Here is a 21,246-nt window from a genome sequence, read left to right on the forward strand (position 1 = left end):
GTGGAGCCGGCTCGGGGGCCGGGGCTGCGGTTCTCGGTGCTGGGCCCGTTGCGGGCGTGGCGCGGCGGCACGCCGCTGGACCTCGGCCCGGTGCGCCAGCAGGCACTGCTGGCGGCGCTGGTGCTGCGCTGCGGCGTCACGGTGAGCCAGACCGAGCTGCTCGACGGCGTCTGGGGGCTGGAGCCGCCGGGCACCGGCGGCCGGGTGCTGCCGGTGTACGTGCACCGGCTGCGGAAGTGCCTGCGCGGGCCCGGCGAACGGACCCCGGACTCGGTGATCGGCCACGCGCGCGGCGGTTACCGGTTCGACGGCGACGGCGTCCGGCTCGACACGGCCCGGCTGACGGAACTGGACGCGGACGCCGGTGCCGCCGAGGCGGCCGGAGACCTCGCGGCGGCCGTCACGTCGTGTTCCGCGGCGCTCGGGCTGTTCCACGGCGAGCCGCTGTCCGGGCTGCCGGGGCCGTTCGCGGAGGGCCAGCGGCTGCGGCTGACCGAGCGCCGGGGCGCGTTGTGGACCCGCAAAGCGCGGTTGCAGCTGCGGCTGGGCCGGTACGCCGAAACAGCGGACGAGCTGTCGGCCGTCCTCGCCCTGGAACCCCTGCGTGAGCCCTGGGCGGCGCTGCTGATGCGGGCGTTGCAGGCGACCGGCCGCCGCGCGGAGGCGATCGCCGTCTACGGCCGGACCCGCGAGCGGCTGGCGGCGGAGCTGGGTGTCGAGCCGGGAGAAGAACTGCGGCGCACGCATCGGGCCGTGCTGGACGACGAGCTCCCGCCGGGCTAGGACGCGATGCGGGTCCCGGCGACGGCCGCCCGGGCGGCGGCGAGGTCGGTGTGCAGCGGCAGCACGGTGGCCAGCCCGAGCAGCGTCAGCGGCCGGAGCACGGCCACCTCGGCCGCCGCGATGGCGTACGGAATGCCCTGGTCCAGGGCGTCGCGATGAGCCTCGACGAGGACGCTGAAGACCGTCGAGTCGCAGAACGTCGTCGCGGTGAGGTCGGCGACGACCGCCTTCGCGCCGACGCGGAACGGCGTCAGCAGCGCGTCGCGAAGCCGAGGCGTCGTGGCCAGGTCGAGGTCGCCGGTGCAGCGGACGGTCACGAGCCCGTCGTCGGTCGTCGTGGCGAAGCTCGGCGGGGTGCGGTGCTCGGTCATCGGAATGCCTCCAGATCAGTCCTCGACACCAGTGGTACCCACGACGCCCCGGGCTGACTCCTTCGGCCGGGTGGTTGTGTGCGGCATCCGGGGGACAACGATGCACAACCGCTGCGATCGGGGTTAGGTTAGCCGGGAACGTCGCCGGCCGTGGCGGGACGCCACACCCCGCGGCCGTCCGGATCCGGCTGACGCGGGCCGGATCCCGGCGCCGGGCGGCGCCGAGGGGACGCGGCAGGCCGACGCCCCGCCGCCGCGTCCCCCGTGCCGCCCGGCGCTTCCCTCTCACCCGGTGATCACCGGGTGGACGCGCGATCATCGTGTCGTGGCCCGTCGGGCGGCGTGGCCGTCGCTAGGCTGCGACCAGTCCGCGACGCGAAAGGAAGCGGTGGAACCGACGAACCCCGACGTGCCGCCCGGGGCGGGTGCCTGGGCGCCGGGCAAGGTCGCCGAGCTGCTCGGCGTCTCGCCGGTGACCCTGCGCAGCTGGAGCGCGCGGTACGGGATCGGGCCGTCGGGCGGGGGTGCCGGGCGCCACCGCCGCTACTCCGACGCCGACGTCCGGCGCCTGCAGAACATGCAACGGCTCGTCGCCCGCGGGATGCCCGTGCGGGAAGCCGCCGCCGCGGCGTTCGAGGGTGCGCCGTCCGGAGCGCCCGCGGTGCCCGCCGCCCGCCGCGTCCGCGAGCTCGCCGACGCCGCCGAGGAGCTGCGGTCCGCGTCGGTCGCCGGGCTGCTCGACGAAACCCTCGCCACGCTCGGCCCGGCCGCCACCTGGACCGACGTCCTGGCCCCGGTCCTGCGCGGCCTGGGCGACCGGTGGCAGAGCGGCGATTTCTGCTTCGCCTCGGAATGGACGTTGTCGACCGAGATCTCGCTGGCGTTCGAGCGGTTCAGCCGCCGCTTCCCGGCGGCGGTGCCGGGCCGCCCGGTGCTGCTGGCGTGCTGTCCCGCCGAGCGGCACTCGCTGCCGATGGAGGCGTTGCGCGCGACGCTCGCCGAAGCCGGCGTCCCGGTGGTCTACCTCGGCCAGCTCGTCCCGGCCGAGACGGTCGCGGACCTGGCGGCCCGCCTCGACCCGGTGCTGGTGCTGCTGTGGTCCCTCGCCGCGCCGACGGCCGACGACCTGCTCGCAACCCGCGTCCGCGACCTCGGCCGCGCGGTCGGCACGGCGGGACCGGGCTGGGCCCACCTGGGCGACCGCGGCTTCCCGCGCGCGAACGACCTGGCCACGGCGGTCGAGCTGGCGGTCGGGCACGCGGAGGGGTGAGCCCGGGCGTCGCGGTCGCCCGCAGGCTTTCGGGCGTGCGGTGGGTGGGGCCGGGTGGTCGCCTGTTGGCGGTGGGGCGCGCGGTGGGTTCGAGGGCGGGCGTTCCGGTCTCCCGCTGGCGTCCGGGCGCGCGGAAGGTCGCGGCCGAGCACTTCGGTCGCGCCCGCGGGCGGTCAGTCCAGGTTCTCGAGCGCCCGGGTCAGCTCCGGCACCAGCGCGTCCCCGAGCCGCTCGAACTCGCCCCTGAACAGCAGGCCCGCCGGCTTCGCCCAGCCGTGGAACACGATCGTCGCGCGGTAGCGGACCGTCGTTCCGTCCGGGCCCGCCGACAGGCCGAAGTCGTCCGTCGAGGTCGCCGTCTTGTTCTCGCCGACGAAGGTCACGCGGCTCGCCGCGCGCCGGGTCAGGCGGTAGTCCAGTTCCGTGCGGCGGCCGCGGAACTCCGAGACGTTGTGCCACTCCGCACCGACGACGATCGGGCCGTCGCCGGTGCGGGTGCACGAGACCGTGCCCGGGTCCCACTCCTCCGTGTGCGCGAAGTCCGCGAGGTACGCCGCGACGCGCTCGACGGGCGTGCGCACGGTGATGGTGCGTTCGACCTGGACCATCGGACCTCCCGGAACGGTTCGCTGCAGAGTCGATGCAAACCTAACCAGCACCGGTGAGTGGTGCACGCCGGAACCGGCGGCAGACATCGATGTCATTATTCCGAATTCTTGTCCTCCTTGTCTTCTTGACGCTCCCGGCGCGCACGGCGGAAGCTTCCTGGCAACGTTGTCATCCCCTCCAGCGGCGCCCCTCGGCCGTCGCGTCGAGAACGGAGTCCGCATGGCGGAGGAGTACGGCATCACCGCGGATGTCGAGCCCGCGGAGGTGGCCGCCGTTTCGCGCCGGCACGTCCTGGCCGCCGGGAGCGGGCTGCTGGCCGGGTTCGGCCTCGCCGCCCTCCTGCCCGGAGTCGCCTCCGCGGCTCCCGCCGCCGCCGACGCGCAGGCGCCGAAGACCGACCTCGCCCTGTTCCGGCCCGTGCAGGTGTCCTCGACCGACTACGCCGCGACCCCGGCCGAGTTCGCCGTCGACGGCCTCGCCCAGGTCGGCGTCAAGGGCTCCGGCTGGCGCGCGGCGCCGGGCGACGGCCAGTGGATCGTGGTCGACCTGCAGGGGCAGTGCCGGATCGACTCGGTCGTGCTGACCTTCGAGGCCCAGCCCGGCGATCCCGCGTTCGACGCCACCGCGTCGCGCAGTCACACCAGCGGCGCCGAAATCCTGTCCAGCTACGCGACGGCGTTCGACCTCGACGTCTCGGGCGACGGCAAGGCCTGGCGCACCGTGCACCACACCGACACGGGCACCGGCGGCGTCGTGACGATCCCGCTGCCGGCCGTCACGGCCCGCTGGGTCCGCTTCACCGCATCGCGCCGTTCCACGACCAACCCGCTGGGCCTCAACGGGTTCCAGGTCTTCGGCACCGGCCCCCAGAACCGGCCGGCGGTGCACGGCTGGACCAGCTTCCCGGTGCGCCCGCACGACGACCCGCCCGCGCTCGCCGTCGCACCCGACGGCACGGTGCCGCTCGAGTCCGGCTGGGTCCTCACCATGGACGACTGGGCGCCGTCCGGGGACGGCCAGGCGCTGTCGGCATCCACTGTGGACACCCGCGGCTGGCTACCGGCGACCGTGCCGGGCACGGTCCTGGCGTCGCTGGTCGAGCAGGGGCAGCTGCCGGACCCGGTGTCCGGCATGAACCAGCTCCACGTCCCGGAAGCGCTGTCGCGCCACGCCTGGTGGTACCGCCGCCGCTTCTCGCTCCCGCGCGGCCTCGACACCTCGGCGGGCCGGCACGTCTGGCTCGAGTTCGACGGCGTCAACCACGAAGCGCAGATCTGGCTCAACGGCGCGGAGATCGGCACGCAGAGCCACCCGTTCGGCCGCGGCGCCTACGACGTCACGGCTGCCCTGCGCCGCACCGGCGACCAGGCGCTCGCCGTGAAGATCTCGCCGATGCCGCGGCCCGGCAGCCCCGGCGACAAGGGCTCGAACGGCAGCTCGTGGGTCGACGCGGGCAGTACGATGTTCGACAACTCGCCGACCTACCTCGCGGTGTCGGGCTGGGACTGGATGCCCGCGGTCCGCGACCGCGCGTCGGGCATCTGGGACCACGTGCGCCTGCGCTCGACCGGCGCCGCCGTGCTCGGCGACGTCCGGGTCGACACGACGGTCCCCGACGCGAACACGGCCGTGGTGACGCTGACCGTCCCGGTCCGCAACGCCGCCGCGACGGCCCAGCGCGTCAAGGTCACCGCCGCGTTCGGGCCGGTCACCGTCACCAGCACGGTCACCGTCCCGGCCGGCCAGAGCACCGACGTCGTGTTCCCGGCGCAGCAGGTGAAGAACCCGAAGCTGTGGTGGCCCAACGGCTACGGCGACCCGAACCTGTACGACCTGACCCTCACCGCGGCGATCGGTGCCGCGACGAGCGACCGCCGGACCGTCAAGATCGGCCTGCGCCAGGTCACCTACCAGTACGACCAGCCGATCGTCATCTCCGACGGCCGCGCCACCCAGACCGTGGACCTCGCGCCGCAGACCGCCCGGTACGTCCGGATGCAGGGACTGAAGCGCGCCACCGGCTGGGGCTTCTCGCTCTGGACGATGTCCGTGGTGGACAGCAGGAACGCCGGCACCGACCTCGCGCAGGGAAAGGCGGGGACCTCGTCGTCGGTGGCCGACGGCAACCCGCCGGAGCGCGCGTTCGACGGCGACCCGAACACGCGCTGGACGTCGAGCTACGACGACAACCAGTGGCTGCAGGTCGACCTCGGTGCCGCGACGGCGTTCGACCGCGTGGTCCTGACCTGGGAGACCGCCTACGCGGCGACGTTCAAGATCCAGGTCTCGGCCGACGGCGGCACCTGGACCGACGCCGCTTCGGTCGACAACAGCGCGAAGCCGCTGACGTTCCTCGTCAACGGCGTCAAGATCTTCGCCCGCGGCGGCAGCTGGGGCTGGGACGAGCTGCTGCGCCGGATGCCGGCCGAGCGGGCCGACGCCGTCGTCGCGATGCACCGCGACATGAACTTCACGCTGATCCGCAACTGGGTCGGCTCGTCCTACCGGCCGGAGCTGTTCGACGCCTGCGACAGGTACGGCATCCTGCTGTGGAACGAGTTCTGGGACGGCTGGTCGACCGACCCGGCCAACCACGACATCTTCCTCGCCCAGGCGAAGGACACCGTGCTGCGCTACCGCCACCACGCGTGCGCGACGGTCTGGTTCGGCTGCAACGAAGGCACCCCGCCGGCAGTGATCGACACCGCGCTGCGCGACCTCGTCCACACGAACACCGACCTGCTCTACCAGGGCAACTCGGCGGGCGGCGTGATCACCGGCGACGGGCCCTACTACTGGCAGGACCCGAAACGGTACTTCACCGGCGAAGCGACCGGCGGCAAGTACGGGTTCTGGAGCGAGATCGGCCTGCCGACGGTGTCGGTCGTCGAGAGCATGCGCACCCTCGTCGGTCCCGGCGACGCGGGCTGGCCGATCGGCGCGCCCTGGTTCCTGCACGACTGGTCGACCGCCGGCAACCAGTCGCCGCAGAGCTACCTCGCGGCGATCGACGCGCGGCTCGCGCCGTCGACGAGCCTGGCGGAGTTCTGCCGCAAGGCCCAGTTCGTCAACTACGAAAGCATGCGCGCGATCTTCGAGGCGTGGAACACGAAGCTGTGGGCCGACGCCACCGGCGTGCTGCTGTGGATGTCACACCCGGCCTGGCACAGCACGGTCTGGCAGACCTACGACTACGACCTCGACGTCAACGGCAGCTACTACGGCGCGCGGAAGGGCTGCGAGGCCCGGCACGTCCAGGCCGACCTGACGACGTGGGAAGTCCGGGTCGTCAACCACACGTCGGCGGCGTTGAGCGGCGTGACGGTCACCGCGCGCCTGTTCTCCCTGGACGGCACCGGCCTCGGTACGCCCCAGCAGCAGAAGCTCGACGTCGCCGCGAACGTGGGCGCTCCGGCGTTCACCGTGCCGTTCGACACTGCGCACCCGGACCTGCACCTGCTGCGGCTGACCCTGACCGACGCCCGCGGCGCGGTGCTGTCGGAGAACACGTACTGGCGCTACCGGAGCGACACGGCGATGCGCGCGCTCAACCAGCTCCCCGGCGCGCGGCTGACGTCGTCGGTGAAGGCCGACGGCGACGCGTACACGGCGACGGTCCGCAACGACGGCAAGACGGTCGCGGCGATGATCCGGCTGTCGCTGCGCGAGCGCAACGGCACCGACCGCGTCCTGCCGACCCGCTACGAAGACAACTACTTCTGGCTGCTGCCGGGGGAGAGCCGCACGGTCCGCGTCGAGCCGCGACGGCGGGTGCCGGGCGCGCGGCTGCAGGTGGAGGCCTACAACGTGGCCGCGAAACTGATCTAGTCACGGGTTGCGGCGGGAGGAGTTCGTCGCGAACGACAAATCCCGATGCTGAATTCGTGGCCTCCGACGAACTAGGCTGGCGGCGTCCGGCCTAGCTTCGGGAGGTGCTCGTTTCGGTGAACCTGCGCCCGCACGCCAGCCTTGGCCGCGTCCTCGACGACCTGGGCGGCACGCTCTTGGACCTCGTGCTCGGGGACGCCGACCGCCCCGGCGGCATCGGCGGCGTCGCCATCCACGACCCGCTGGACGAGCCCGCCCTCCCGCAGCACGCCCTCGTGCTGGGCGTCGGCCTCGCCGAACCGGACGAGATCGTGCGGCAGCTGCGGACCCTGGCCCGCCACGACGCGGCCGGGCTCGTGCTGCGCGCGCCGGTCACCGTGACCGCGTCGATCACCGCCGCCGTCGAGGAATCCGGCGTCGCGCTGCTGAGCCTCGCCCGCGGCGCGTCGTGGGCGCAGCTCGCCGCGATGCTGCGGTCGCTGCTGGCCGAGGGCGACGTCGGCGACGCCGAACCGCAGACCCTCGCCGGGCTGCCGTCGGGTGACCTGTTCGCCGTGGCCAACGCGATCGCGGCGCTCATCGACGCGCCGGTGACCATCGAGGACCGCCGCTCGCGGGTGCTGGCCTTTTCGGGACGGCAGGACGAAGCCGACCCGTCACGCGTCGAGACCGTCCTCGGGCGGCAGGTGCCGGAGCGGTTCTCGCGCAGCCTGGCCGAGCGGGGGATCTTCCGCGAGCTCTACCGCAGCGACGACCCGGTCTTCGTCTCGGTGCCGGATGAGGGCATGGAGGGGATGACGCTGCCCCGTGTCGCCGTCGCGGTGCGCGCGGGCGACGAGCTGCTCGGATCGATCTGGGCCGCCGTGCGCGAGCCGCTGAACGAGGACCGGACGCGGGCCCTGCGCGACGCCGCGCGGCTGGCGGCGTTGCACCTGCTGCGCGTCCGGGCGGGCGCGGACGTCGAACGGCGGCTGCGTGCCGACCTGCTCGGCACGGCCCTCGAAGGCGGCGCGGCCGCGCGGGAGGCGCTGAGCCGCCTGGGCCTGGCCGACCAGCCCGTGGTGGTGCTGGCCCTGGCCGTGCTCGACCACGGCGCGACGAGCCTGGCCGACGCCGAGCTGGCCACCGAGCGGCAACGGCTGGCCGACGGCCTGGCGATGCACCTGAGCGCGGTTCACCCGCGGTGCGCGGCGGCGCTCGTCGGCGACACGGCGTACGGGCTGGTGCCGGTGAGCCGCGACGCCGACGGCGAGCGTCGTGCCCTGCGGATCGCGAAGGACTTCCTGGACCGGGTGGGCGACCGCGTCCGGGCCGTCGTCGGCATCGGGCCGGTGGCGCGCAGCGCGGCCGAGCTGCCCGAAGCCCGCGACAGCGCGGACCGCGCGGTGCGGGTGCTGCGGTCGGGCACCGGCGCGGGCCGCCGCGTCGCGCTGCTCGCCGACGTCCACGTCGAGGCCCTGCTGCTGGAGCTGCAGGACCTGGTCGCCGCGCGCGGCGACCAGCCGACGGGCCCGGTCGCGCGCCTGCTCGACTACGACGAGCAGCACCACGCCCACCTCGTCGAGACGCTCCGGGCCTGGCTCGACGCCTTCGGCGACGTCATCGCCGCTTCGGCCGCGGTCCACGTGCACCCCAACACCTTCCGCTACCGCCTCCGCCGGCTCGCCGAGGTCGGCGGCTTCGACATGACCGACCCGGAAGCGCGGTTCGCCGCAATGCTCCAGCTCCGCGTGGTGGCCCCACCCGCCACCTGACCCGTGCGCCAAGAGGCATCACGCGTGATTCACGGGGCATCACCCGTGATTCAAGGGGCATCACCGCGATGCCCGTCCGATCACGCGTGATGCCTGCCCGATCACGCGTGATGCCTCTTCGGACACGGGTGATGCCCGTCCGATCACGGCTGCGCCCGAAATGTCGGTGATTAACTACCGACTTCGGAACCTCATGTGGTCAGTTACCTACTTTCAGCCGGTGTGCGACACCTTCGGGGCATGTGAACCTGCACGGACTTCACGTCAGGTAATCAACCTTCCACGGAGGTGTACCGGGTGTCACGCAAACGGGTCATCGTTGGGGTCTCGACGGTGAGCGCTGCTGTCGTCGCGGTCTCGCTGGTAACGATCAGTTCGCCCGCCGAGGCGACGATCTCGCAGCCGTCGATGCGCGCGCTGAACTCCCTCGCGATGCCGTTCGGCAGCGTGCAGCGGTCGCAGCAGGAGATCGGCGGGGTGCCGGTGTTCGGCGGCCAGCTGATCCAGCTCCGTGACAAGGCGGGCGCGGTGCTCGCGACGCACGGCCGCACCGCGAAGAAGACCGCCGGCGCGTTCCCGGCGAGCGACGCGGGGGCGGCGGACGTCGCCGTCGCGGACGTCGCGAAGCGCACCGGCCTGGCCGCGAACACGCTGAGGGCCGACGCGCCCCGCGCGTACTGGTACGACGCCGCCCTCGGCGGCGGGAAGAGCGACGGCACCGCCGTCCCGACCTACCAGGTCACCGTGCACGGCAAGAAGCTCGACGACAAGTGGACCGAGGTCGTCAAGGCCGGCACGCAGGACGTCCTGACGTCCTGGTCGGAGGTCCGCGAGGCCAACCGCGACGTCTGCGACGCCAACCACAAGGTGGTCAGCGGCAGCACCGAGTCGGTCCGCTGCGGCACCGCCTTCGACATCACCCGCAAGGAGGGCGGCGCCGAGTCGAGCGTCGCCGACGTCAACAACGTCTACACCTTCTTCGGCCAGGCTTCGGACTTCTACAAGAAGTACGTCAACGTCGACCTGACGAGCCTGATCGGCGCGGACTTCTCCGACGGCACCGGCAAGGCGCTGCGCGGCACGGTCCGGATCTGCGTCGACGGCGAGTGCCCGTTCGCCAACGCCTTCTGGGACGGCGAGCAGATGGCCTTCGGCGAGGGCGTCACCACCGACGACATCACCGGTCACGAGCTCACCCACGGCGTCACCCAGCACACCTCCGGGCTGAGCGGCGGCCAGGCCGACTCGATCAACGAAGGCCTCTCGGACGTCTTCGGCAAGTTCATCGGCATCACGTCGAACGACCCCAACGACACCGGGGACAACCGCTGGCTGCTCGGCGCGGGCTCCTCGCTCGGCGCGATCCGCAACATGAAGGACCCGCGTTCGTCGCTGACCCCGCAGCCCGACATGGTCAACGGCCCCGGCTGGCAGACGAACAACCCGGACGTCCACATCAACGACGGCGTCGTCAACAAGGCCGACTACCTGATCACCGACGGCGACACGTTCAACAACCAGACGGTGCGCGGGATCGGCCTCGACAAGGCCGTCCAGGTCTGGTGGGGCGTGGAGAACACGCTCACCCAGAGCGCGACGTTCAAGGACGTCGGCGACGCCCTGAACTCCTCCTGCGCGGCGCTCGCCAAGGCGGGCACCGCGGGCATCACCGCCGACGACTGCACCCAGGTCGGCAACGCGGTGAAGGCCACCCAGCTCGACCAGGACCCCAGCTGAGCGAATCCCGACGTCGAAGGCCGCTCCGGGCACGCGGGGCGGCCTTCGGCGTAAATCCGGTTGGCGGCCCGGAAAGCCGCCGTTACGCTCTTCCGGAGTCCAAGACCGAAGGGAGCCGGCCGTGCGCGTCGCCGTCGTCTCCCGTCCGCGGTCCGAGGTGATCCTCGTGTCTTCGCGCCCCGGGTGTCCGCCGCGCGGCTGACACCGTCTCCGTGACGTGGTCCGTCGCGGCGAATCGCGCTGCCCCGACCGGATCGTCCACAAAGGACCGCGCCATGCGCACGCACGACCTGACCACCGTCCGCAACCTCGGCATCCTCGCCCACGTCGACGCGGGCAAGACCACCGTCACCGAACGGGTCCTCCACCGCACCGGAGCCACCCGCAAGACGGGCGAAGTCCACGACGGCACCACCGTCACCGACTTCGACCCGCAGGAACGCGACCGCGGCATCACCATCTTCTCCGCGGCCGTCACCTGCACGTGGGCCGGCCACCGGCTCACCCTCATCGATACGCCCGGCCACGTCGACTTCACCGCCGAGGTCGAGCGGGCGCTGCGCGTCCTCGACGGCGCGGTCGCGGTGTTCGACGCCGTCGCCGGGGTCGAACCGCAGAGCGAAACCGTGTGGCGCCAGGCCGACCGGCACGGCGTCCCGCGGATCGCGTTCGTCAACAAGATGGACCGGGCGGGTGCCGACCTCGACGCGGCCGTCGCGTCGATCCGGGCGCGGCTGCACCCGGCGCCGCTGGTCGTGCAGCTGCCGGTCGGGCGCGAGGACGGCTTCACCGGCGTCGTCGACCTGGTGCGCCTGCCGGCGGACGCGCCGGCCGAGGCGCGACAGCGCCGCCGCGTGCTGGAGGAGGCCGTCGCCGAGCTGGATCCCCTGGCGCTGGAGGAGTTCTGCGCCGCCGGGACGGTCTCGGCGGAGACACTGGAGAAGGCCTTGCGGGAGCTGACGCTCAGCGGTGCCGGGCTCGTCGTGCTGTGCGGTGCGGCCTACCGGGACCGCGGGATCGAGCCGCTGCTCGACGCCGTGGTCGCGTACCTGCCGTCGCCGTCGGACGTCCCGGCGGTGCGGGCCGACCGGCCCGCCGACCCGGCGGCGCCGCCGGCCGCCCTGGTGTTCAAGGTCGTCGCCACGGCTACGGGGCGGCTGACGTACCTGCGGGTCTACTCGGGAACGCTGCGGAAGGGGGACCAGGTGCGCGACGGCGGGCGCGTCGAACGGATCGCGCGGGTGCTGCGGGTGCAGGCCGACCGGCTGTCCGAAGTGGACTGCGCGGTGGCCGGCGACATCGTCGCGGTGGCCGGGCCCAAGGCCGCTCGCGTCGGGGCGACCTTCAGCGCGCCCGGTGACGTGCTGCAGCTCGAGCCGCCGGTGACGGCGGACCCGGTGGTCTCGGTGGCGGTCGAGGCCCGCCGGGCGGGCGAGGGCGAACGGCTGACGGCGGCGTTGGCCCGGCTGGCGGAGGAGGACCCGTCGCTGGTCGTGCGGACCGACCCGGAGACCGGCCAGACCGTGCTGTCCGGGCTGGGTGAGCTGCACCTGGAGGTGGCGGTGACGAAGCTGCGTCGCGAGCGCGGTCTCGACGTCGCGGTCGGCCGTCCGTCGGTGGCGCATCGGGAGAAGGTCGTGCGCGGCGTGTCCGGGCTGGTCTGCCGGCACGTCAAGCAGGACGGCGGGGCGGGCCAGTTCGCCCACGTCGTCCTGGACGTCTCGCCGGCTCCGGAGGGCTTCGAGTTCGCCTCCGCGGTGGTCGGCGGCCGGGTGCCGCGCGAGTACGTCCGCGCGGTCGAGGCCGGCTGCCGGGACGCGCTGGCCGAGGGGCCGCTGGGCGGGCACCCGGTGACGGGCCTGCGGGTGGTGCTGACCGACGGCGCGACGCACCCGAAGGACTCGTCGGACCTGGCGTTCCGCACGGCGGGCCGGCTCGGCCTGCGGGAGGCGCTGCGCGCGTGCGTCCTGCAGCTGCTCGAACCGGTGGCCGAGGTCGTGGTGACGGTCCCGGCCGACGCGGTCGGCGGTGTCCTCGGCGACCTCGCCGCCCGGCGCGGCCGGGTGGCCGGCTCGACGGTCCGCGCGACCACGGCGGTCGTCACCGCGACGGTCCCGGTGGCGGAGCTGTTCCGCTACGCGACCCGGCTGCGGAGCCGGTCGCTGGGCCGCGGCACCTTCACCGCCCGGCCGTCGGGCTTCGCGCCGGTGCCGTAAGCGGTCGTGAGTGGTCAGGGCGGTGAGAACCCGCCCTGACCACGCACGACTCAGCCGCGGGGGACCGACTCGACGCCGGCCAGCAGGCGGTCGACGTCGGCCTCCGTGGTGTACGGCGCGATGCCCGCGCGCACCGCGCCCGTGTCGCCGAGCCCGAGGTGCCGCGAGCACTCGATCGCGTAGAAGCTCCCGGCCGGCGCGTTGACCCCGGACGCCCCGAGGTGCTCGTACACCGCCTGCGACGCGACGCCGTCGACCGAGAACAGGACCGTCGGGGTGCGGTGGCGGGCGGGCCGGCCGTAGCGCGTCACCCCGGGCAGGGCGGCGAGACCGGCGTCGAGGCGCGCGAGCAGGGCGTCCTCGTGCCCGGAAAGCGCGGTCAACGACTCGACGAGCCGGGCGCGGCGGGATCCCGAGCCGGGCACGAGACCCGCGAGGAAGTCGATCGCCGCGGTTGTCCCGGCCAGCAGCTCGTACGGCAGCGTGCCCAGCTCGAAGCGTTCCGGGACGGCGTCGGTCGAGGGCAGCAGCTTGTCCGGGTGCAAGGTCTCCAGCAGCGCAGGCGCGGCGACGACCAGCCCGTGGTGCGGGCCGAGGAACTTGTACGGCGAGCACGCGTAGAAGTCCGCACCCAGCGCCGAGACGTCGACCGGCGCGTGCGGCGTGAGGTGCACGCCGTCCACGTACAGCAGCGCGCCGGCTTCGTGGACGGCGGCGGCGATCGCCGGGATGTCCGGCCGGGTGCCGAGCAGGTTGGACGCCGCCGTCACCGCGACCAGCCGCGTCCGCGGGGACAACAGCCCGGTGACCGCGGAGGGCGCCAGCTCGCCCGTCGCCGGGTCGAACGGGGCCCAGCGCACGGTGGCCCCGGCCGCCTCCGCCGCCTGGACCCACGGCCGGATGTTCGCGTCGTGGTCGAGCCGGGTGACGACGACTTCGTCACCCGGGCGCCAGTCCTTGGCCAGCGTGCGCGAGAAGTCGTAGGTCAACTGCGTCATGCTGCGCCCGAAGACGACGCCGGCCGGGTCGGCGGCCAGCAGGTCGGCCACCGCCTGCCGGGCCTCGGCGACCACGGTGCCGGCCTTGCGCTCGGCCGCGGTGACGACACCGCGGTTCGAGATCCCGCCGCAGAGCGTCCCGGCCACGGCCTCGCCGACGACGCCGGGAACCTGCGAACCGCCGGGTCCGTCGAAGTGGGCGGCTCCCTCGGCGAGGGCGGGGAAGTGCTTGCGGACCGTCTGCACGTCGTAGGTCATGGCGCCAGGGTGCCAGTCATCGGCCGCGGTTGCGCGCGTGGTCGCGATCCTGGCGCTCGTTGCCGTGCTTGTAGTTCCCGGTGGCCCGGGCCATCAGCAGCTGCGGGTCGTCGCCCCGGTCGGCCGCGGCGAGGAAGCGGGCGGCGGCGGCCGAGCGCAGTGTCCCGGCGGGACGGCCGTGGTGGGTGATCGTCACGGTGCCGTGGTCGTCGACGCGGTAGGCGAAGCCGGAAGGTGTCCCCATCCGCCCAGGCTGGCATGGTGGGCAACCGGTTTTCCCGGGGACGAACCGGGGGTTTCCCGGATGGCGGCCCCGCGAGGACCCGACAGAATGCGTGAGATGACCGGAGGGGGACGAAGGGTGCGGGCGAAGCTCAGGGCCAAGTACGCGCTGGCGGGTGCCCACCTGCTCGTGCTGGTGGCGCTGCTCGTGTCCTACACCGGCGGGCACCTGCGCTTCCCGGCGTACCGCGTGGACCTGGACGTCTACCGGCTGGGTTCGGCGGCGCTGCTGCGCGGCGACGCGCTGTACGGCACGCTCCCGCCCACCGGCGACGGCCAGCTCCTGCTCTTCACCTACCCGCCGTTCGCCGCGATCGTGCTGGCGCCGCTGGCCGTGCTGCCGTACTGGATGGCGTGCCTGCTGCTCACCCTGGCCACGCTCGGCGTGCTGGCCCTGGTGATCGCGACGGTGCTCCGCGTTCTCGGCAAGCGGTGCGACTGGCAGCGCGTGGCGATGGTGCTGCTGGCGGCCGAGGTCCTCGAGCCCGTGCTGCGGACGGTCTACGCGGGCCAGCTCGACCTGCTGCTGCTCGCGCTCGTCGTGCTCGACGTCCTGGTCGACACGCCGAAGTGGCCACGCGGCCTGCTCGTCGGTGTCGCCGCCGCGATCAAGCTGACCCCGGCGGTGTTCCTGCTGTACTTCCTGCTCCGCCGCGACACCCGGGCGGCGCTCACGACCGCCGTGACGTTCCTGGCCGCTACGGCGCTGGGCTTCCTGCTCACCGGCGCGGATTCGGTGCGGTACTGGACGGGTGCGCTCTGGGACACCGGCCGCGTCGGCGAGCCGACCTACGCCGGCAACCAGTCGCTGCTCGGGCTCCTGGCGAAGCTCGGCGTGGCCGACCGGACCGCGTGGTGGCTGCCGCTGGTGGCCGTCGTCCTCGTGCTGACCGCGCTCGGCGTGCGGCGCGCGCTGGCCGCGGGGGAGAAGACCGTGGCGCTCGGCCTGAACGCCGTCGGCGGGCTGCTGATCTCGCCGATCTCCTGGACGCACCACTGGGTCTGGGCCGTGGTGGTCCTGCTGGGCTGGGCCGAGCTGGCGCGCCGCACGCGGCACCGCGGGTTCGCGGCCCTGGCCGCGGTCGGCGCGGTCCTCTTCGTCGGCGGGCCGCAGTGGTGGTGGCCGCGCGGCGGCGAGGTGGAGCGGAACTGGACGTTCTTCCAGCAGCTCACCGGCAACGGCTATGTCCTCTTCGGACTCGCGGTACTGCTCACGGGAGCGCTGGTGCGGTTCCCGAAACCGGCCGACGTCCTCAGCGGCGCTGTTCCGGCCCACGCCGGAGCCAGCCCGCGCCGAGGATGAGCATGGCGGTGCCGAGCGCGAGGGCCAGGCAGGTCCCGGCGGTGTTCATCGGCAGCAGGTCGTCGAACGCCTGCGGCAGCGGCAGCAGCCCGGCGATGCCCAGAACGGCGTAACCCGCACCGGCCACGAGGAGGAACCGGCTCGCCAGCCCGGGCGAGCGGGTGCAGAACACCGCGGCGGCGCCGGTGATCAGGTGCACGAGCGTCCACGCGCCGGACACCGCGAACACGCCGAACAGGGCGCGTGCGGGACCGTCGCCCACCGTGACCCCGGGGATCAGCTCGAACGCGCCCAGCACCAGGAACAACAGGCCGATCAGCATGCCCATGCCCTGCACGGGGGCGGGCCCCCGCGTCGGCACCCGGGCCCCGGGTTCGGTGGTCGTCATGCTTTCCGGATTCCCCGCGCGCGGCCTTTTAATGCACCCCTTGCGGGGTAACCGGGACGGGACATGCCCGTGGACGAGGAGTGAGACGATGACCCAGTACCACCACACCGCGACCGCCGACATCCCCGCCGACGAGCTGTTCGCGTTCCTGAGCCACCCGGAGAACCTGCCGCGCTACTTCCCGGAGATGAAGGTCGCCCAGCCGCGGGGCGGCGAGAGCGTGCACGTCGAGGCCGAGGTCCACGGCGAGCGCGTCGCGGGGGAGGCGTGGCTGCACACGGACGCGGCGAACCGCACGCTGTCCTGGGGTGCGGAAGGTCCCGACGACTACCACGGCGAGCTGCGGATCGCGGACAAGGGCCCGGCGACTTCGGAGATCACGGTGGCCCTGCACAGCGTCCGCGAAGCCGACGGCGACGAGGTGCAGCAGGGCCTGGAGCGCACGGTCGCCGCGATGACCCACGCCGCGACGGCCGACGCCGACGTCGAGGCCGCCGAAGGCCAGGGCGGCTGGAGCTCCTACGACGACAAGAGCGCTTCGTCGAGCTGAGGCGGGAACGGGCCGTAGGCGTTGCTGCGCGCTCCGCGGGTCCGCAGCGCGGGAATCGCGAAGAGCAGCTTGAGGAACCCCGGCGGTGCCGTGCCGCGACCGCGCGCCCGCGCCGCGGCGGCCCGTCGTTCGACGCGCACCTGGTCGGCTTGGACGCGTTCGATGGCGCGGATCCGGTCGGCCTGCACGGCAGCGAGGTCGCCGGCCGTCGCCCCGCCGTCGCGCAGCGCGGGAACCAGCCGGTTCGCGGCTGCGACGGAGTCTTGGACCGCCATCAGGATCCCGTTGCCGCCGACGGGGGAGATGACGTGCGCGGCGTCGCCGAGCAGCAGCAGGCCCGGCCGGTGCCAGCGTTCGACGCGCGAGATGTCCACGGACAGCAGGGTGGTCTGCGCGAAGTCCGTGAGCAGGTGCGCGCGGTCGGCGAGCCACGGCACGCGCTCGCGGAGGAACGCGCGGATCGGTTCGACGCCGCGCTCGCGCAGGTCCGGGTAGGCGCCCTTCTCGATGCTGTAGCCGACCTGCCAGTCGCGCACGCCGCCGAGGACGCCCACGTAGGTGTCGCGGCCGAAGTACAGATCGAGGTCGGCGTCCTGCGGGTCGCCGGGGGAGCGGGGGAGCCGGAACCAGAGCAGGTCGGTCGTCGCGCCGAGCGGCCGCGCGTCGAGACCGGCGAGCCGGCGCACGGTGGAGAAGCGCCCATCCGCGCCGATGACCAGGGACGCTGTCAGTTCGCCGCCGCGATGGCGGACGCCGGTGACGACGCCGTCCTCCTCCAGGAGCCCGGTGACCTTGGCGTTCATCCGCAGCGTGAACGTCGGGAGGGCGCTCGCGCGCTCGGCGAGGAAGTCGAGGAACCGCACCTGGGGCATCAGGGCCACGTAGCCGAACGGCGTGTCGAGGCGGTCGTAGTCGGCGCAGCTGTAGGCGCCGGACGGGGTGTGGAAGCGGAACGACTTCGCCTTGAAGTGGTCCAGCTCCAGGAGGTCTCCGGCCAGGCCGAGCCGGTCGAGCAGCTCCAGGGTGTAGGGGTGCAGCGAATCGCCGCGGAAGTCGCGGTCGAAGTCCGAGCGCGACTCGAGCACGGTGACGTCGATCCCGGCGCGGGCGAGCAGGTAGCCGAGCAGCAGCCCGCCGGGCCCGCCACCCGCGATCGCGACGGTCACTTCGGGTCCACGGTGGACAGGCGGAACACCGCCATCCCCGGCAGCTCGGCCCGGATCTGCCCGGCAGTGGCGTCCTGCGGGACCGGGAACGCCTTCACCGCCCACGGCACCGACATCGCGGCCAGGTAGGCGGCCACGACCGCGACCGCCTCGCCGCCGCCGATCTCCTCGGCGCGGCAGTCCTCGCGCAGGTTTTGGCCGAGCAGCGCGCACTCCGGCGCGGCCAGGAGGTTCGCCACCCAGTCGCGGTCGCGGACGGGCGAGACGAGGTAGCGGCCGCCGTCGACCGCGACGACGGCCAGCGGCACCTTCCGCGGCTCGCCGGTGCTGCGGCCGCGGGTTTCGACCACGCGCAGCGCGTAGCCGCCGTCGGGCGGCGGTGCGGCCGGGGCGTCGAGGAGATTCGCGGTCATTTCGGCGTTGACGGCTCGGATGTCCACCCGGCCACCGTAGCAAAACTAGCTAGATTGTCTAGCTAGCTTAGAATGGCCGGGTGGAACACGGTCCGGTGGCGCTCCGGGTGAACTTCGCGCTGCGCGAACTGCTCGCGCTCGCCCGCGACGTCGAGCTCGCGCTCGCCCGCCGGCTCGGCCTCGGGCCGACCGACGTGCAGGCCCTCCAGCACCTGGCGTTCGGCGAGCCGATGGGCACGGTCGGCCTCGCCGACGCGCTGAAGATCCGCTCCGCCTCGGCGACCGTGCTGGTCGACCGCCTGGAGGCGGCGGGCCACGTCCGCCGCGGCCCGCACCCCAGCGACGGGCGGCGGGTCACGCTCCTCGTCAGTGACGCGGCCCGCGCCGAGGTCCGGGCCGCGCTGGCGCCCCTGGTGGACGCGATCACCCGGCTGACCGACGGCCTCGACCCCGGGCACGCGGAGACGGTCGCGCGCTTCCTCGGCGACACCACGGCGATCCTGCGGGCATACGCTGCGGAGCCGCCGGATCCGGGTTAGCGTTCGCCCCATGGCACACGAGCCCGCGCTCTGGCTGTTCGCCGACCAGCTCGGGCCCCACTTCCACGGCACACCCGAGCACCGCCGCCGCGACGTCCTGGTGGTCCGGTCGGCCGCCGCGTTCGCCGCCAAGCCGTTCCACCGGCAGAAGCTGCACCTCGTGCAGGCCGCGCTGTACCGGCTGGCCGAGGACCTCGGTGACCGCGTCACGCTGATCGACGCCCCGGACTACCGCACCGGGCTGAAGCGCTTCGGGCGAAAGGTCGTCGTCCACGAACCGACTTCGCACGCGGCCGACGCCTTCGTGCGCCGGCTGCGCGACGAAGGCCTCGTCGAGGAGATCCTGGAGACGCCGGGGTTCGTGCTGTCCAAAAAGGACTTCGCCGGGTGGGTGGCCGGGCGCACGAGGTTCGTGATGGAGGACTTCTACCGCGACCAGCGCCGGAAGTTCGGCGTGCTGCTGGAGCCCGACGGCGAGCCCGTCGGTGGCAAGTGGAACTTCGACCACGACAACCGCGAACCGCCGCCGAAGACCACCCGGCTCGACGTCCCCGCGCCGTGGCACCCGCGGGAGAACGAGATCGACGACCGCGTCCGCGCGGAGCTCGACGAAGCCGAGCGCGCCGGGAAGATCCAGCCGGTCGGCGCCGACGGGCCGCGGCAGTTCGCCGTCGGGCACGACGAGGCCGGCCGTGCCCTGCGGCGGTTCCTCGAGCACCGGCTGGCGGAGTTCGGCCCGCACCAGGACGCCATGCTGACCCACGACTGGGCGATGGCGCACGCGCTGCTTTCCGTGCCGCTCAACCTCGGGCTGCTCGACCCCCGCGACGTCGTCCGGCGGGCCGAGGAGCGGTACCGGGCCGGCGACGCGCCGCTGAGCAGCGTCGAAGGCTTCGTCCGCCAAGTGCTCGGCTGGCGCGAGTGGGTGTGGCACCTGTACTGGCACCAGGGGCCGGAGTACGTGCGCAGCAACGCTTTGCAGGCGCGGCGGAAGCTGCCGGAGTGGTGGCGGACAATGGACGCCGACGCCGTCGAAGCGGCCTGCCTGCGCACCGCGCTCGCCGGCGTCCGCGACCGCGGCTACGCCCACCACATCGAGCGGCTGATGGTGCTCGGCAACCACGGGCTGCAGCGCGGGTACGACCCGGCCGAACTGACCCGCTGGTTCGCCACGGCGTTCGTCGACGGCTTCCCGTGGGTGATGCCGGCGAACGTGATCGGCATGAGCCAGTACGCCGACGGCGGTGTCGTCGCGACGAAGCCGTACGCGGCCGGGGGCGCCTACATCAACCGGATGAGTGACCACTGCGGCGGCTGCGTCTACGACCCGAAGAAGCGGACCGGGCCGGACGCGTGCCCGTTCACCGCCGGGTACTGGGCGTTCCTCGACCGCAACGCCGACCGGTTGCGCGGCAACCACCGGATGCGGCAACCGTTGAGCGGCCTGGCCAGGCTCGCGGACCGTGACGAGGTCGTCGCCCGGGAGGCGGACCGCCGCCACTTCTGAGTTCACCGCATTGTGTGGCTAGCCGGGGCGCGGGAGCTCTCTTACGGTTGTTGTCTCCCTTTCCCCGGCGAAGGCGACCTTCCATGCCCGACGCAGACCAGCGCGCTGGCGTGCTGTCCAAGCGCGCCCTGGTGACCGCGTCCCACGCGGTGGAGCGCGCGGCCCTCGCCGACGGCGCCGGTGCCGACACCGTCGTGTTCGCGCTGTTCCAGCGGCTGCCGTACTTCGAGCGCGAGCGCGAGGTCTACGCCCGCATCGCGCGCAAGGCCGCGGCGACGGTCGTCGGCATGGTCGACTCGGGCCGGCCCGACCTGCCGCACGGCGTCACCCCGGTGCTGCTGCGCCCCGACGAGCCGATGGCGCGCGAGTGGTCGGTCGCGGTGCTGTCGCCGACGTTCGGCGCGTCGGTGGTCGCGCAGGACCTCGACGAGGTCGACCCGCAGGCGTCGACGGTGGAGCGCGCGCGGTTGTTCCGCGGCCGCTGGGGCCTGCGCCGCGACGAGGCGTACGCCGAGGTCGTCCGCCTCCGCGACGCGATGGGCGACCGGCTGCCCCCGGCGGTGCGGCGGACGGTCGGCGAGGTGCTGGCGTCGGTCGAGACGCCCGCGGAGCTCGACATCGAAAGCCGCGCCGAGGCGGCGTTGCGGCACGTCGCGGGCAAGCTCGACGAGGCCCGCGCGAAGGTGGACCCGCCGCCGGCCACCGGCCCGGCCGTCGACCCGGAAACCGGCCTCGACACCTTGGCGGGCCTGGCTCCCTGGCTCGGCGACGCGACGGACACGGTGCCGCTCGGCCTGGTCCTGGTCGCGATCGACGACCTCGGCGCGGTCGAACGCCGCCACGGCGTCCGCGTCCGGATGCACACCGAGCAGAACGTCGCCGACCTCCTGCGCGGCGGGCTGCGGCCACTCGACCGCGCGGTCCGCCTCGGACCGGGCGAGTTCCTGGTGGTCCAGCCGGCGGTCCAGGCGGCCGAGCTGACGGCGCGCAGCCGCCACCTCGAGCACCGCCTGGCGGCACTGCACGCGACTTACCCGTTCGTGGACCTCCACCCCCGCACGACGACGATGCTGACCCGCCGCCGCCCGCTGCCCCTGCACCAGCTGCGCGCCCAGCTGCGCCAGGTCCCGGCGGTGACGCTGTGGCCGCCGAGCCAGGGATCGCTGCCGCTGGCACCGCCGGTCGTGATGCGCTCGGGCGCGGGAGGCTGGTTCCGCTGAGGTGGGTGTATAACGACCTATTCGGCGGGCCTTGAGTCAAAGTCTGCGATCATG

The 21,246-nt window shown here is 73.6% G+C and carries 17 protein-coding genes and 1 pseudogene; 11 read left to right on the forward strand and 7 right to left on the reverse strand.

The features are described 5' to 3' along the window. Positions 1 to 153: 153 nt before the first annotated feature. A pseudogene (locus ACYVLJ_RS16915) lies at positions 154 to 783 on the forward strand (AfsR/SARP family transcriptional regulator); the annotation flags it as partial. On the opposite strand, the gene ACYVLJ_RS16920 reads toward ACYVLJ_RS16915, so the two are convergent. Further along, the gene (locus ACYVLJ_RS16920) at positions 780 to 1,154 is read right to left on the reverse strand and encodes an STAS domain-containing protein (protein ID WP_460439291.1); all 375 of its coding nucleotides are present in this window, start codon (positions 1,152 to 1,154) and stop codon (positions 780 to 782) included. The pseudogene ACYVLJ_RS16915 and the gene ACYVLJ_RS16920 sit on opposite strands and share 4 nt — an antisense overlap. A gap of 388 nt (positions 1,155 to 1,542) precedes the next feature. Here ACYVLJ_RS16920 and ACYVLJ_RS16925 point away from each other — a divergent pair, with 388 nt between their 5' ends. After that, positions 1,543 to 2,424, forward strand: a complete 882-nt coding sequence (locus ACYVLJ_RS16925; RefSeq protein WP_451980609.1) for a MerR family transcriptional regulator — start codon at positions 1,543 to 1,545, stop codon at positions 2,422 to 2,424. A 173-nt stretch (positions 2,425 to 2,597) separates the two neighbouring features. On the opposite strand, the gene ACYVLJ_RS16930 is transcribed toward ACYVLJ_RS16925, so the two are convergent. Next, positions 2,598 to 3,032 (reverse strand): SRPBCC family protein, encoded by a 435-nt coding sequence (locus ACYVLJ_RS16930; RefSeq protein ID WP_460439292.1) that lies wholly within the window; start codon positions 3,030 to 3,032, stop codon positions 2,598 to 2,600. Between the two features lie 220 nt (positions 3,033 to 3,252). On the opposite strand from ACYVLJ_RS16930, the gene ACYVLJ_RS16935 reads away from it, so the two are divergent. From ACYVLJ_RS16935 to fusA, 4 genes are all read left to right on the forward strand, one after another. Continuing rightward, positions 3,253 to 6,861 carry a discoidin domain-containing protein gene (locus ACYVLJ_RS16935; protein WP_460439293.1) on the forward strand — a complete coding sequence of 1,203 codons (3,609 nt, stop codon included), beginning with the start codon at positions 3,253 to 3,255 and terminating at the stop codon, positions 6,859 to 6,861. A 104-nt stretch (positions 6,862 to 6,965) separates the two neighbouring features. Continuing rightward, positions 6,966 to 8,615: a PucR family transcriptional regulator gene (locus ACYVLJ_RS16940; protein WP_460439294.1), complete on the forward strand. Its 1,650-nt coding sequence runs from the start codon at positions 6,966 to 6,968 to the stop codon at positions 8,613 to 8,615. Positions 8,616 to 8,948: 333 nt separating this feature from the next. Further along, a complete protein-coding gene (locus tag ACYVLJ_RS16945) occupies positions 8,949 to 10,352 on the forward strand; it encodes a M4 family metallopeptidase (protein WP_460439295.1) in 1,404 nt (467 codons plus the stop codon). Positions 10,353 to 10,627: 275 nt separating this feature from the next. Continuing rightward, positions 10,628 to 12,568: an elongation factor G gene (gene fusA, locus ACYVLJ_RS16950; protein WP_460439296.1), complete on the forward strand. Its 1,941-nt coding sequence runs from the start codon at positions 10,628 to 10,630 to the stop codon at positions 12,566 to 12,568. Between the two features lie 50 nt (positions 12,569 to 12,618). Here the strand turns inward: fusA and ACYVLJ_RS16955 are convergent, their stop codons facing one another. Together ACYVLJ_RS16955 and ACYVLJ_RS16960 are read right to left on the reverse strand one after the other, a co-directional pair. Then, positions 12,619 to 13,824, reverse strand: a complete 1,206-nt coding sequence (locus ACYVLJ_RS16955; RefSeq protein ID WP_460439297.1) for a PLP-dependent aminotransferase family protein — start codon at positions 13,822 to 13,824, stop codon at positions 12,619 to 12,621. A gap of 16 nt (positions 13,825 to 13,840) precedes the next feature. Then, positions 13,841 to 14,068, reverse strand: a complete 228-nt coding sequence (locus ACYVLJ_RS16960; RefSeq protein ID WP_460439298.1) for a hypothetical protein — start codon at positions 14,066 to 14,068, stop codon at positions 13,841 to 13,843. 96 nt (positions 14,069 to 14,164) lie between these two features. Here ACYVLJ_RS16960 and ACYVLJ_RS16965 point away from each other — a divergent pair, with 96 nt between their 5' ends. After that, positions 14,165 to 15,409, forward strand: a complete 1,245-nt coding sequence (locus ACYVLJ_RS16965; RefSeq protein ID WP_460439299.1) for a glycosyltransferase 87 family protein — start codon at positions 14,165 to 14,167, stop codon at positions 15,407 to 15,409. On the opposite strand, the gene ACYVLJ_RS16970 is transcribed toward ACYVLJ_RS16965, so the two are convergent. Continuing rightward, complete coding sequence (locus tag ACYVLJ_RS16970) at positions 15,360 to 15,797, reverse strand: DUF4383 domain-containing protein (protein ID WP_451980635.1); 438 nt, start codon at positions 15,795 to 15,797, stop codon at positions 15,360 to 15,362. The two genes, ACYVLJ_RS16965 and ACYVLJ_RS16970, sit on opposite strands and share 50 nt — an antisense overlap. 88 nt (positions 15,798 to 15,885) lie before the next feature. On the opposite strand from ACYVLJ_RS16970, the gene ACYVLJ_RS16975 reads away from it, so the two are divergent. Next, entirely contained in the window at positions 15,886 to 16,347 is a 462-nt protein-coding gene (locus ACYVLJ_RS16975; protein ID WP_451980638.1) for an SRPBCC family protein, read from the forward strand. Here ACYVLJ_RS16975 and ACYVLJ_RS16980 read toward each other — a convergent pair. Both ACYVLJ_RS16980 and ACYVLJ_RS16985 read right to left on the reverse strand, forming a co-directional pair. Continuing rightward, positions 16,317 to 17,513: an FAD-dependent oxidoreductase gene (locus ACYVLJ_RS16980; RefSeq protein ID WP_460439300.1), complete on the reverse strand. Its 1,197-nt coding sequence runs from the start codon at positions 17,511 to 17,513 to the stop codon at positions 16,317 to 16,319. The two genes, ACYVLJ_RS16975 and ACYVLJ_RS16980, sit on opposite strands and share 31 nt — an antisense overlap. Beyond that, on the reverse strand, positions 17,510 to 17,953 hold the full coding sequence (locus ACYVLJ_RS16985; RefSeq protein WP_460439301.1) for a PNPOx family protein: 444 nt from the start codon (positions 17,951 to 17,953) through the stop codon (positions 17,510 to 17,512). The genes ACYVLJ_RS16980 and ACYVLJ_RS16985 overlap by 4 nt, the downstream gene beginning before the upstream one ends. A 53-nt stretch (positions 17,954 to 18,006) precedes the next feature. Here ACYVLJ_RS16985 and ACYVLJ_RS16990 point away from each other — a divergent pair, with 53 nt between their 5' ends. The 3 genes from ACYVLJ_RS16990 (at position 18,007) to ACYVLJ_RS17000 (ending at position 21,192) form a co-directional block, all read left to right on the forward strand. Next, positions 18,007 to 18,465, forward strand: a complete 459-nt coding sequence (locus ACYVLJ_RS16990) for a MarR family winged helix-turn-helix transcriptional regulator (protein ID WP_460439302.1) — start codon at positions 18,007 to 18,009, stop codon at positions 18,463 to 18,465. A 10-nt stretch (positions 18,466 to 18,475) separates the two neighbouring features. Continuing rightward, positions 18,476 to 19,972 (forward strand): cryptochrome/photolyase family protein, encoded by a 1,497-nt coding sequence (locus tag ACYVLJ_RS16995; protein WP_460439303.1) that lies wholly within the window; start codon positions 18,476 to 18,478, stop codon positions 19,970 to 19,972. Between the two features lie 83 nt (positions 19,973 to 20,055). Then, positions 20,056 to 21,192 carry a DICT sensory domain-containing protein gene (locus ACYVLJ_RS17000; RefSeq protein ID WP_460439304.1) on the forward strand — a complete coding sequence of 379 codons (1,137 nt, stop codon included), beginning with the start codon at positions 20,056 to 20,058 and terminating at the stop codon, positions 21,190 to 21,192. Positions 21,193 to 21,246 lie beyond the last annotated feature (54 nt).

The sequence above is a fragment of the Amycolatopsis stemonae genome (assembly GCF_054781455.1).

What these genes read in the sequence shown, in the direction of transcription:
- ACYVLJ_RS16995 (WP_460439303.1), top strand. Translation starts at nt 18,476, where the DNA reads ATGGCACACGAGCCCGCGCTCTGGCTGTTCGCCGACCAGCTCGGGCCC.
- ACYVLJ_RS16970 (WP_451980635.1), bottom strand. Translation starts at nt 15,797, where the DNA reads ATGACGACCACCGAACCCGGGGCCCGGGTGCCGACGCGGGGGCCCGCC.
- ACYVLJ_RS16960 (WP_460439298.1), bottom strand. Translation starts at nt 14,068, where the DNA reads ATGGGGACACCTTCCGGCTTCGCCTACCGCGTCGACGACCACGGCACC.
- ACYVLJ_RS16965 (WP_460439299.1), top strand. Translation starts at nt 14,165, where the DNA reads ATGACCGGAGGGGGACGAAGGGTGCGGGCGAAGCTCAGGGCCAAGTAC.
- ACYVLJ_RS16935 (WP_460439293.1), top strand. Translation starts at nt 3,253, where the DNA reads ATGGCGGAGGAGTACGGCATCACCGCGGATGTCGAGCCCGCGGAGGTG.
- ACYVLJ_RS16920 (WP_460439291.1), bottom strand. Translation starts at nt 1,154, where the DNA reads ATGACCGAGCACCGCACCCCGCCGAGCTTCGCCACGACGACCGACGAC.
- ACYVLJ_RS16955 (WP_460439297.1), bottom strand. Translation starts at nt 13,824, where the DNA reads ATGACCTACGACGTGCAGACGGTCCGCAAGCACTTCCCCGCCCTCGCC.
- ACYVLJ_RS16975 (WP_451980638.1), top strand. Translation starts at nt 15,886, where the DNA reads ATGACCCAGTACCACCACACCGCGACCGCCGACATCCCCGCCGACGAG.
- ACYVLJ_RS16930 (WP_460439292.1), bottom strand. Translation starts at nt 3,032, where the DNA reads ATGGTCCAGGTCGAACGCACCATCACCGTGCGCACGCCCGTCGAGCGC.
- ACYVLJ_RS17000 (WP_460439304.1), top strand. Translation starts at nt 20,056, where the DNA reads ATGCCCGACGCAGACCAGCGCGCTGGCGTGCTGTCCAAGCGCGCCCTG.
- fusA (WP_460439296.1), top strand. Translation starts at nt 10,628, where the DNA reads ATGCGCACGCACGACCTGACCACCGTCCGCAACCTCGGCATCCTCGCC.